General features: G+C 55.8%; 9 protein-coding genes and 1 tRNA gene. 1 reads left to right on the top strand and 9 read right to left on the bottom strand.

The window, feature by feature from the left end; genetic code table 11:
- Positions 1-63 precede the first annotated feature (63 nt).
- Positions 64-153, top strand: a tRNA-Ser gene (locus tag QTA57_RS14340).
- Between the two features lie 670 nt (positions 154-823).
- Here the strand turns inward: QTA57_RS14340 and QTA57_RS14335 are convergent.
- Genes QTA57_RS14335 through QTA57_RS14295 form a run of 9 tightly spaced genes read right to left on the bottom strand, consistent with a single transcriptional unit; the run spans position 824 to position 11893 of the window.
- Positions 824-2272: a mannose-1-phosphate guanylyltransferase/mannose-6-phosphate isomerase gene (locus QTA57_RS14335; protein WP_290152114.1), complete on the bottom strand. Its 1449-nt coding sequence runs from the start codon at positions 2270-2272 to the stop codon at positions 824-826.
- A 5-nt stretch (positions 2273-2277) separates the two neighbouring features.
- A complete protein-coding gene (gene fcl, locus QTA57_RS14330) occupies positions 2278-3237 on the bottom strand; it encodes a GDP-L-fucose synthase (RefSeq protein WP_290152113.1) in 960 nt (319 codons plus the stop codon).
- Complete coding sequence (gene gmd, locus QTA57_RS14325; protein WP_290152112.1) at positions 3234-4361, bottom strand: GDP-mannose 4,6-dehydratase; 1128 nt, start codon at positions 4359-4361, stop codon at positions 3234-3236. Before gmd ends, fcl begins: the two co-directional genes overlap by 4 nt.
- Complete coding sequence (locus QTA57_RS14320; protein ID WP_290152111.1) at positions 4358-5773, bottom strand: hypothetical protein; 1416 nt, start codon at positions 5771-5773, stop codon at positions 4358-4360. Before QTA57_RS14320 ends, gmd begins: the two co-directional genes overlap by 4 nt.
- A 7-nt stretch (positions 5774-5780) precedes the next feature.
- Positions 5781-7013, bottom strand: coding sequence for a hypothetical protein (locus QTA57_RS14315; protein ID WP_290152110.1), 1233 nt, complete (start codon positions 7011-7013; stop codon positions 5781-5783).
- Positions 6988-7764 (bottom strand): class I SAM-dependent methyltransferase, encoded by a 777-nt coding sequence (locus tag QTA57_RS14310; RefSeq protein WP_290152109.1) that lies wholly within the window; start codon positions 7762-7764, stop codon positions 6988-6990. The genes QTA57_RS14315 and QTA57_RS14310 overlap by 26 nt, the downstream gene beginning before the upstream one ends.
- Positions 7765-7801: 37 nt before the next feature.
- Positions 7802-10039 (bottom strand): N-acetylneuraminate synthase family protein, encoded by a 2238-nt coding sequence (locus QTA57_RS14305; protein WP_290152108.1) that lies wholly within the window; start codon positions 10037-10039, stop codon positions 7802-7804.
- A complete protein-coding gene (locus tag QTA57_RS14300) occupies positions 10030-10722 on the bottom strand; it encodes an acylneuraminate cytidylyltransferase family protein (RefSeq protein WP_290152107.1) in 693 nt (230 codons plus the stop codon). The genes QTA57_RS14305 and QTA57_RS14300 overlap by 10 nt, the downstream gene beginning before the upstream one ends.
- A gap of 31 nt (positions 10723-10753) precedes the next feature.
- Positions 10754-11893 (bottom strand): glycosyltransferase, encoded by a 1140-nt coding sequence (locus tag QTA57_RS14295; protein ID WP_290152106.1) that lies wholly within the window; start codon positions 11891-11893, stop codon positions 10754-10756.
- Positions 11894-11909 lie beyond the last annotated feature (16 nt).

Below are 11909 nucleotides of genomic sequence, written 5' to 3'. Positions count from 1 at the left end.
CACTGTTAATCTCGTCGCACCCTCTTGCCAGCGCTCCCAATTCTCGTCTAAGTGCGCCCTGTCGGAGCGGTGGCCGAGTGGTCGAAGGCGCACGCCTGGAAAGTGTGTAGGCGGGAGACCGTCTCCAGGGTTCGAATCCCTGTCGCTCCGCCACTATACACATTGCGAACCCGAGATGGGCCCTAGCGGGGCCTTTTTTCTTTTTGGTTCAAAGGGGTTTAACGAGGCCATGCGACTTTCGGAGACTAACGATTTGACCGAAATCGGTCTCCGAACGCCCCGCGTCTCTTTCCGTCCGCCCTTCACCCAGATCAAGACGGATTCAAAACTCGGCGTCTTTTCAGACGCTTGACGAGAATGGATTGCGCCGCAGTTGCGGTGATTTCGTCCGCTATCGGTGCGAACTGAGACACCCGAAGGCGACGTGGTCGTGCGTGTTGATGCGAACGACCACGAGAAGTCTCTGATGACAAAGAGACTTTCCGCTCATAGCCTGGAGGCATGTCGAATGGGCCTTGGCGGGTTTTGAAACTGGCGGCATGGCAGCGTGTCCGCCGGTCGTGGAATACAGCAGGGAGTTTCAGGCACGGGCAGCTGAGGAATTGGGTCTGTTGCCTAATGGATCAACCGTCTTCGAGATGATGGGCGACTACGCCGTTATGCGCGAGCAGTCGCGGGGTATGCCTTGGGTCTGTCTGGTAACCCCCTTACACGGGGCTAGTGCCTCACGGAAATTTGTTCGTGAAATGTACCTTTTTGGGCGAGCAGAACTAACCTACTCAGCAGAGCCTTCTTATGGCGTAAGGGCTTGCAATTCTGGGCTTCATCCCTTCGCCCCTTGTCCGCGGGCGTAGACATCCTCGTATCGGATGATGTCGTCCTCGCCGAGATAGCTGCCGGTTTGCACCTCGATCAGGGTTAACGGCACCTTGCCCGGGTTTTCCATGCGGTGGACGGCACCAAGCGGGACGTAGACACTTTGGTTTTCAGTTACCAGCTTCACTTCGTCGTCGATGGTCACTTTGGCCGTGCCCTCCACAACGATCCAATGCTCTGCGCGGTGGTGGTGGCTTTGCAGGCTGAGGCTGGCACCGGGATGGACCACGATCCGTTTAACTTGGAAGCGCGGTCCGATAACGAAGCTCTCGTACCACCCCCAAGGTCGATAGTCCCGCGGCAGGGTCGTGGCTTGTGATATGCCTTTAGCCTTGAGCCGGGCAACGGCCTCTTTGACGTCCTGGGCGCGGTCTTTATGTGCGACCAACACCGCATCAGGCATGGCAACCGCCACGATGTCGGTCAATCCGATCCCAACCAATTGTTGCGCTTCGCTGGTGGCATGAAGCAGCGTGGTGTCGCAATCGAGCGCGGTCGCTGGTCCACTTGTGACAACGGATTGGTCATCGGCATCACCTTCTCGCCACACCGCTTGCCAATCGCCTAAGTCTGACCATGCCCCACCGTATGGTACAACTGTTAGATTATTGGCATGTTCCATCACTGCGTAATCGATTGAGATGTCGGGCAATTCATCCCAAGGTTCTGCTTTTAGTCGGGTAAAGGACAGGTCCTTTTCGGCGCTATCGACCGCAGCCCGACAGGCAGAAAGAACCTCTGGCGCGTGCTTGGCGAAGGCGTCCAGGATTGCCGTGCTGGTAACGAGGAATATCCCAGCGTTCCAAAGGTGCAAGCCGCCTTTCAAGAGTGTGTCGGCTTTCGACTGGTCGGGCTTTTCAACAAAGCTCTTGAGGGGCTGAGGCCTAGGAGCGAAGTCTGCGTCGGGTGCCTCGGTGAGCTCAAGCCAGCCGTATCCTGTCTCGGCCCGGTCCGGGCGAATGCCGAAGGTCACAAGCTGGCCCGCTTTTGCAGCGGGGATCGCCGCTTGAACAGCTCCGCTGAACGCTTTGCCATCGGGGATGACATGATCGGATGGCGCCACGAGCATTAAAGCGCCGTCATCTTCGGCCTCAAGTGCCAGGGCTGCGGCGCAAATCGCAGCGGCGGTGTTCTTTGCTGCAGGTTCGATCAGAATGTCTGACGCAGCCATTTCCAAAGCGGCCAATTGCTCGATCACCACAAAGCGGAAATCGCCGCCCGTGACGATAATCGGGGCTGTAAAGCCCGGACCGGCAAGCCGTTTCGCAGAAGCCTGAAACAGGCTCTCGTCTCCGTTCAATTGCACGAACTGTTTTGGGTAGGATTTGCGTGATAGAGGCCAAAGACGCGTCCCTGAGCCACCGCAGAGAAGTACGGGATAGATTTGGTCGGTCATCAAATTCACTTCGTTCTAAAGGTCTCGGCGCTATCCAAGAACCAGCGGTAGGTCTCAGCGATGCCCTGTGCCAAGGTTATGCTGGTGCTCCAGCCGAGGCGCTCCAGGCGGCGGACATCCATGAGTTTGCGCGGGGTGCCATCGGGTTTAGTTGGGTCGGTTGTGATCTGGCCCGTGTAGCCGACCGCGTGGGCGACCAATTGAGCAAGCTCGAGGATCGTCACATCGGTGCCTGATCCGACATTTATATGGCTCAGCATCGGCTCTGTTTCTCTAGCATAGACCTCCTTTGGCAGGTCCAGCACGAAGAGCGACGCTGCGGCCATGTCATCCACATGAAGAAACTCGCGCCTTGGTGTACCGGTGCCCCAAATGGCAACCTCAGCAAGGCCAGCTTGCTTCGCCTCGTGGAACCGACGGATGAGCGCTGGCAAGACGTGGGAGTTCTCAGGGTGGAAATTATCGCCGGGACCATAGAGGTTTGTTGGCATGACAGAGCGGTAGTCGCGCCCGTATTGCCGGTTGTAGCTTTCACACAGCTTGATGCCGGCTATCTTAGCGATAGCATAAGGCTCGTTTGTGGACTCCAACGTTCCGGTGAGCAACGCCTCCTCAGCCATGGGTTGCTTGGCCAGCTTGGGGTAAATGCAGCTTGAGCCCAATTGCAATAGGGTCTGGACACCAGCCGCATGGGCCTGGTGGATCACATTGGCCTCGATCATCAAGTTTTCGTATATGAACTGGGCAGGGTAGGTGTTGTTTGCGTGGATGCCTCCCACTTTTGCGGCTGCGAGGATTACCTGATCAGGGCGCTCATGAGCCATGAAATCTTGAACCGCGGCTTGATGAGTGAGATTTAACTCTGCGCTGGTTCGCGTGATCACCTCCACGCCGTCTCGCAAGGCTAGCGCACGGCAGATCGCGCTACCCACCATGCCGCGATGGCCTGCCACGTAGATCTTCATCGATAGCCCTCTAGGCTCACAGGCACGTCCAGCCCGCGTTCCTTTAGCAGCGCATGGCGGCGGGCAGTTTCCAGGTCTTCGGCCACCATCTCGGTGCACATCTCGTGGGCGGTGATCTCCGGCACCCAGCCAAGCTTCTCTTTGGCCTTGGTCGGGTCGCCCAACAGTGTATCTACCTCGGCGGGGCGAAAATAGCGTGGGTCGATGCGCATGATGACATCGCCGGGTTTCACTGAAGGCGCCATGTCGGAGGTGACTGCGGTGACGGTGGCGATTTCCTCGACGCCCGTTCCGACGAAACCCAGCTCAATACCCAGCTCACGCGCCGACCAAATTATGAATTCACGCACAGAATACTGGACTCCCGTGGCGATCACGAAATCCTCGGGCGTCTCCTGCTGCAGCATCATCCACTGCATGCGCACGTAATCCTTAGCATGCCCCCAGTCGCGCAAACTGTCGATATTGCCCATGTACAGGCAGTCTTCGAGACCTTGGGCGATATTGGCGAGCCCCCGCGTGATCTTGCGGGTAACGAAGGTTTCTCCGCGCCGAGGACTTTCGTGGTTAAATAGAATGCCATTGCAAGCGTACATCCCATAGGCCTCACGATAGTTCACGGTGATCCAATAGGCGTACATCTTGGCCACAGCGTAGGGCGAGCGCGGGTGGAAGGGGGTAGTTTCTTTTTGCGGGGTCTCCTGCACCAGACCATAAAGCTCCGAGGTGGAGGCCTGATAGAACCGCGTCTTTTGCTCCAAGCCGAGAAACCGGATCGCCTCCAAGAGCCGCAGCGTGCCAATCGCATCCACATCCGCCGTGTATTCCGGCGCCTCAAAACTCACCGCCACATGGGATTGCGCGCCGAGGTTATAGACCTCATCGGGCTCCACCTCGCGCAAAATCCGCGTGAGGTTCGACGTGTCCGTCAGATCGCCGTAATGCAGCATGAAGTTCTGATCTGTGGTGTGAGGATCTTGGTAAATATGATCCACCCGGGCGGTGTTGAGCAAAGACGCCCGCCGCTTGATCCCGTGCACCTCATAGCCTTTGTTGAGCAAGAGCTCAGCAAGGTAGGATCCGTCCTGGCCAGTGACACCGGTGATCAGAGCGCATTTTTTCATTGATATTTCCATTTTTCGGGCTGATGTCGGTTCTGCCAGATCTTGTCGCGGCGGGTCGGCCTAGTATTTTTAGAAAAGATAGACTTGCACGCTACAAAGATCGGATAGGCAACGGCAAAATAGATTGCCCCTTCGAACACCCAACCAAAGAGTTCGTTGCGTACCCCGACTAAGAAACGCGGCGCAAATATCAGGATCAGCAACACACTCAGCGCGTCCATACGATACATGGCCTCCTGCAGGTATTTGCAGACGACGAACGCACCGACTCCATAAAGCGCGACGCCAAAATAACTGCCGACGTAATACGCCTCGGCGATACCGGACGAGGCAAAGGTCACTCCGCGTTCAAAGAAGAGGTCGGGTGCCATCTGGCTTGAGAAAGCTGCGCCGAATCCAACCGAGTTCAAACCGAGTTCGAGCCCGAAAATCCGCGAAAAAATCACATTGAGCGTGCCGCTCAGACGCGCCGCTAAATTGACTGACGTCTCTTCGAGCCGGTAGCTGATGATGGCAGTTTTGAGCGTATCCATGCTGTGCGCGATCACCGCCCAGAAATCGGTATAGAAATACCAGACATCCACGGCTTGCAAGCCGTCAACCCCGACGGCGCGCAAAGTCTGGATCGTCATGAAGAGGGGCGGCGCAAACCCAAGCCCCAGCATCGCCAGAAGGAAAATCCGCCGGGAAAAGAATGAGGCCGGGTGCGCGATCGCAATCGCGATAATTAGTAACAAAAAGCCCGGCATTCGTTGACCCGCCATCGAAAGCGATAGCCCGTAGACGCAGAGTAGGACTAGCGGTAGCATCCCGCCCCGGCTGATGCCGATCACACAAAGTACGAGGAACACGTTTTCCAAGAGAAAGACCGGCAGGCTTTTTTGGATCCCAAGATCGCCGGTAAAGTAGGCCTGATACCCCTCGTTATAGACAGCGCTGATTTCGCGAACGTTGAATAAGATCGTGGTGAGGAACGTCGCAATTATCAGGAATGTAAAGGCCGCGGGATGGGCAATCCGCGTCACCCGTTGGTCTGTTGTCGGCCGGCGCACCCGGATCGAAAACGCCGACAAGGAAAAGGCAATCAAAAACACGTAAATGGCGATCTGCAGCCACACGGTTTCGGTACTAGAGAGTGCGATCGCCCTGAAAAAGAAGCCGACCGCGAGGAAGTTCTCTTCGTCACTAAATAGTGGTGGCAAAATGAAGAACACGCCAAATAACAGAAAATAGAGCTTTGCGAAATAGTTGTCGCCACTGATGAAGCTGAAGGCCACGAACCAGGCAGTCGCTAAGGACAGATTGCCGACCACCGGGTTGCCCGAAAGGGTATAGGGAACAGAGATGGCAAAGACCCAAAGCGTCAGAAGGAGCTTGAACAGATCGGTCTTTTTGATCGCAAGGGTCGACATCGTACCTCTACATCTGGCTATGTAAGGATATGAAATAGAAGCCGACGAGCGTGGCCTGGAACATAAAATAGAACTCCGGCGCCAGCCCAGAGAGGCTCAGGACCCCGGGGGCTATACAGAGATAGCACACTACGAAAACGATTGTCTTGTTGTAGTGGTTGCCTTCAGTCGCTGCGGCAATGCTCAGATCGGGGCGTGGACCCAGCAGGACGAGTGGTAGTATCCCCGCTAAGATCGAGTAGATCAGGATCGGTTCAATCGGTTCGTCAAAAAAGAGCCCTGTGAACGGGCCAGAAACCAAAATGGCGAGCGCGAAACAGCCACCCAGCATCAGCCGGACGAGACGCATTTCACGGCGTCTTTGTTCGAGTCCATCATTGGCGCGCAGGGCGCGAGACAGTTTGTCCAGTGAAAACATCAGGTAGATTTGTAACGGAAGGCTCGACAAGCTGCGCAGTTGTTGGCCTATCCGGACCTCAGCCGCAACTTCGGACCCATAAATTGCATTCACCACCATCAGGTCGTAGTTCACGGTGAAGATTTCGATCCCAGCAAGAATCGTCGTCGCGATGGGCAGCCGACCATAAGGCCAAAGCGCCTGAAGCCGGAAGTTCAAACGCGGCATCCCGCCGTGCATCCAGACTAACAAAATAAGTCCCAAAACCGCCGCAAGGACATAAAGCATCTGAGCCTGAGCAGACGAGAGCTTGCCACCGATCCAGTAGAATATTAGAAGAGACAGGAGGAATACGGTGATCCGGATCACACCGGCCTCAAGGTTGCCCGCTATGTAGCGTCCTATTCCACGGAAATATGCGGAATAGAGCGCGCTAGCGTTGACTACCCCCATCACGAGGAAAAACGCGGCAAACCAAGTCTGACCGATCAGAGCCGCAAAGCCCGCGAAGCCCGCCGACAAAGCTAGGAACAGGTGCGAAGCGTTTAAATACCTTTGGGCCAAATTGCCGCGCAGCTTGAGCCCAAAGGCACCCAATTCGCGCACAAGTTGGCGCGTCGGAGCGGCCGTGAGCAGAAATGTTGCCAGAATTACGGTCGATATGAATGTGTTAACTGCACCGAAATCCTCTTTTGTCATTGCCTGCGCCATCACAAACTGCAGCGCCAGACCGACAAAAATCACATAGCCGCGAACCATGCCGGACAGAAAAAAGCCCTTAAGCATGCCCGCGCTGCCCTTGTTGGTGCGCCAAAAGCTAAAGATCGGAATGCCCTCTGGCAAAGACGCAGAACAACGAACAGCTCGCATCTTTTGAATTGAAGACATCAATGTACCTGAATGGTAGTACAACGAGCCCGAGGATCGCATTCAAAAAATTCGAGCGAGTATTGAGGCGGTAGTAGACGAAGCATCCAATTCGCGCGACCAGCCCCGTGGCGTAGGAATGGCTCATCAGGCGTGCCCCAGCTGCGTTGAACAGAGCTTCGAGTTCTTCGACGGTATAGCCTTCACGGACATGTCCGACCTTCTCATGATAGGCGCTGCCGAAGACTTTGGGATACGTCTTGGTAGGCGCCGACACGAAGTACACGCAATCATCTGCGCTGTTTTCGACCACCGCACGTACAAAGGCCGCGTCGTCCGGGATATGTTCGACAATGTCCAATAGCAGGACCGCGTCATACGCATCGTCCTTCGGGATCGCTGTTGTTGCGTCAGCATGTGCGAAGGTAACGTGGTCAAGCTTTAGGCGCGATGCGATCTTTTGCGCTGAGGCGATGTCGTCGGGATTGAAATCGTTCCCAAAGTAGGGTGTTGTCAGCCCCTGCTTTGTGATTTCAAACGCGTTGATGCCCCGCCCGCACCCTGGCTCGAAAATTCGCGAGATCTTGTACCGCTTTACCGCCGAAGTGACCTGCTGCAAGAAGGGCGACAGTCGCAGGTGGGTATGCAGGTCAGGTGTCCCAAAAATCGCGAAATAAAGGCGCAAGAGCCCTACGCGCGAGTATTTGTAGTCTGATCCGATCGCCATTAACTGCGCCCCTTGTCCTGACTTGATGTAAAGCAGATTACAATTTGAAATTATTGAGGAATTTCAAAGCCTCCCAGAAGCCTTCCCCATTGTTTTTATGACCCTGCCAAATCTCGGGGATGAACATCGCATTGGGCGACTGGCGCCGTAGGATATCAGCGAGCCGGGCGAAATTCACATCGCCTTCGCCAATAGCGACACCTTCGCCGTCCAACCCGTAGGCATCCACGATATGCATGTGCGGCGACAAAGGTGCCAACATCTCGCAAGCCTCGTAGAAATCGAACCCGAAATGCGTCGCCGACATGCATGTATGCGATACATCAAGACAGATCCGCGCACCGGTCCTGTTGTGGAAATCAAGGATCTGGTCGGGTTCACAAAACAGATTGTGATACCGCTGCCCGCCAAAATGCCACGGGAATGGCGGCATGGTCTGTATCAACAGCTCGATCTCTGGCGACGCGAGTTCGGCATAGGCCTCGGCGACACGGTCATACTTCTTTTTCACGACATCGGCCGGCAGGAACCCGTCGATGCTAAAGCCGCCGGCGTTCACAACAATATAGGTCTTGTCGGCCTGTGGGGTCAGGATCCTGCGCAGTCTTTGCGTTTCCGTGATCACTCGGCGGAGATGCGCGATGCTTTGGTCGCGATACGTCTCGTTATCGGTCGACAGGTCCAGGATGTGGTCGTTCTCAAAAAGCTCTGGCGCGTGAACGGCGAATTCTTGCAACGGGAAATCGTCCAGGGCTTTGGTCGGGTCGACCTGAAGATCCGAATAGCTGAGGTGGAATTCGACGAAATCGAGCGTCCGCCCGTCGACCAACCGTTTTGCGTCGTGGTAACGCACCGGGATCCCTGCCGGACGGTCAAACGACACGGTGTCGACTTCGTCGTCATCGGCCGGGTCCAGATCGAATTCAAAGAAGTATTCGCCCATTTTTTTCGCGCGAACAGCTGGTCGACCCAACAGGTCGGAAATGCGGTTCGGCTGCAGGCCCTGACCCGGGCTGCGTATGTCGAGGTCGCTGGCCTGGATCACCTGACCTTTTTCAATCGGGCACTTGGCGATGATGCTTTTGGACAGCGTTTCGCGATTGATAAGCTCCCCTTGGCTCAGGAATTTCTCACCGCCGCCCATCGCTTCATGGACGTTATGGATGCCCTGGACCATCGCGGCAAATTCATCGGGCAATAGCGAAACCTTGTGGTCATTGCCTTCCCACGAGCGGTAAAAGGTAAAGTGCTTTTCGATGATGCGCGCCCCCATGGCGGTCGCCGCGATCGGCACCTCGATCCCACGTTCGTGCCCCGAATAGCCGACGATCCCGTCATGCAGGTTCTTGAGCGTATTCAGATAAGCCAGGTTCACGTCTTTGAATGGCGCGGGATAGGTCGAATTACAGTGCAGCAGCGCGTATTCGGCGTGGCGCGATTCGAGCACTGCGATGGTGCGCTTGATCTCCCATTCGTGGCTCATGCCAGTCGACAACAGAATCGCCTTGCGCGTGTCGGCAATCGCCTCAATTAGAGGTATATTGGTCAAGTCCGCCGATGCCACCTTGTAGGCACTCATTCCGTATTCCTCGAGAACCTTCAGCGCCTGTTTATCCCAAGGCGTGCACATCACTACGATGTCCTTGGAACGGGCATAATCGAACGCTTCGGTAATGTCTTCGCGGCTGAGCTGGAACCGCGCGAGCAGATCGAGTGTATATTCAACACCCAGATCGTTTGCGTCACCCGCGCCAGCGGAATCGCGATAGAGATGCGCCATTTCGCGGTACTGGAATTTTACGCAATCTGCGCCTGCCTGCGCGGCGGCGTCGATCATCTCCTTTGCAACCGACAGACTACCGTTATGGTTATTGCCGATCTCGGCAATTATGAACGGCGGATAGTCGTTGCTGATCTGGTGCCCGTCAATCTCGAGCGTCGATTTCCCCGGCAGCGAAATCGCCGTCAACCGGCGCGTCTTTCTGTCGATGACGGGTAGGAACTTGATCCGGTCGGTAAAGCTCTGGCTGTTTGGTTCGTCGGAATAGACAAAGGAAAACCGATGCCTCATCGCCTGCGATATACGGTCCGGCAGGTCGCCTGTTTCGATGATCAACCGGCGGATATCGCCATCCGTCACTGTCCCGACCACGCGGTCATCTTCGTCGGTGACGATCAGAAACCCGCGCTTGTTGGCATCAAGCATTCGCATGGCATCGGTCACCGAGGTTTCACTTCTGACTGTGAATGGGGCAACGTTGTAAATTAAGGACATTGGACAGTCTCCAAAATCGCTTCTACGATCTGCCAGTCCTGCAAATCGTCGATCTCGAAGCTTTCGGTTTTTTCGGTTTCCAGTTTCTCGATCCGCCCGCCAAGCCGGTTTTCGAACGTCTGAAGGATGGTGCGTTTTGTCACGTAGAGCGATCCGGTTTCCCGAAACATAATATCTTCAGAGCGGATATCCTGGCGGCGCGGGCGATTAAAGTGGTCATAAAGCGCCTTTACACCGTCGTTGGTTTTGCGCCAGTGAAAGGCCTCGTTTTTCGTCACGGTCAAAAGTGAATCTGCGCCTGTTTCTTCGAGGCGCACGATACAGGCATCGGCCATACCCGCGCGGCGAACCGGCGAAGTTGCCTGCGCGAGTACCATCAGGTCATAGTTGTAGCCTTCTTGGGTCAGGTGCCGATCTAGATCCAGCATCACCGCCTCAGTCGAAGTCGTGTCTTCTGCCAAGGCATCGGGTCGTAGATAGGGCACCTCGGCCCCGGCTTTGCGGCAAAGCTCAGCATAATCCGGCGAATCGGTGGACACGATAACCCGGTCTATCCGCTCGCAAGACAGCAGATGGGCGATTGTCCATTCGACCAACGGCCTTCCCGCGATGGGCCGGATGTTTTTGTGCGGGATCCCCTTACTGCCCGACCGGATCGGGATGATGGCAACGGCGCGTGTCATCGGGGCAAGCTCCAGCAAACAAAGGCGCCTGTCATTCGAATTCCGCCACAAAGCTGGGGATGGAAAACTTCGACAAAAGCTGGGTCATTGGGTCGGCCTCGGGCTTAAACGCCGCCAGACGGTCCAGAAACTCTGGCGTGACCTTGGCGCGTTTGACCGCTGTATCCTGTTCGACAACAACGCCCGACACACCGTCAAGCACCAGCTCGTTTACGCCGGCAGCGTCCCAGGCGATGACGGCTGTGCCGACACTGAGCGATTCAAGACCGGCCAGCGGGATCGCCTCCCCGTCACTGAGGATGATAGAATAGTCGTATTGCGCAAATGTACCCGACGGATCGTTGGTCCGGCCTTTGAACGTCAGTTCCAGATCCGGATGATCCTCGTTCAACGTAACGGCGAGTGCTTGCATCTCCTTTTCGTAGGCGATCTGCTCTTCGGTGAACCCCGTGCCGTAGATGTCGAACACGGTTTTGCGCGATTTGCTGATGTCCGCGGCCATATACGTGGCGGCCTCAATGTTCTTGTTAGGCGAAATCCGCCCGATATAGCACAGACGGAATGGGTCGTCGGCCGCCTTGGCCGAGCGCGGCAGCACCTGTGCCAGGTCCGGTGTAACTGGGAAAACCGGGGTATAGACGCGCCGGCGGGGATTTTCCGGGAAGACCGATGCCACAACGTCCATCAGCTGATTGGTAGGACAGATAAAGGTAACGTCACCGGTCGGCCAGAGCGACAGCGCAAGCCGCGCAGCGCTCGAATTGGCGAAGCGTTCGGTGTGAAGGAACACGTACTTATTTTTGGCGTGGAAGGCTTTGTTGAAAAAGATCGATGTGATGTCGTTCAGGATCACGGTGTCGAATTTGTGTGACTGACCACGCAACCGCAGGATGGACGCGACGGTGCTGATCCCTTTTTGCAGGAACTGCGTCTTGCTCAGTCCGCCATAATCGTTGTTCAAGGTCGGAATTTCGAACACCAGCGGAAGCTCTTTGAGCTCTTGTTCATTCAGCTTTTCGCGGATCCCGCTATTGCCTTCGTGCTGAACCATGACGGAGTCCCAGCCCGCCCCATCAAAGCCTGCAACAAGGTTTAAACATACTTTCTGCACCCCGCCCTGGATAAAGTTGTCGCCGAGGTTCATCGAATGGAAGATGCCGATCTTACGCATGGCGCGTATCCTTTCG

Origin of the sequence: Fontisubflavum oceani, from assembly GCF_030407165.1 — a bacterium.
Classification (GTDB): Bacteria; Pseudomonadota; Alphaproteobacteria; order Rhodobacterales; family Rhodobacteraceae; genus Rhodophyticola; species Rhodophyticola oceani.
This window is presented reverse-complemented; position numbering and strand designations above follow the sequence as displayed.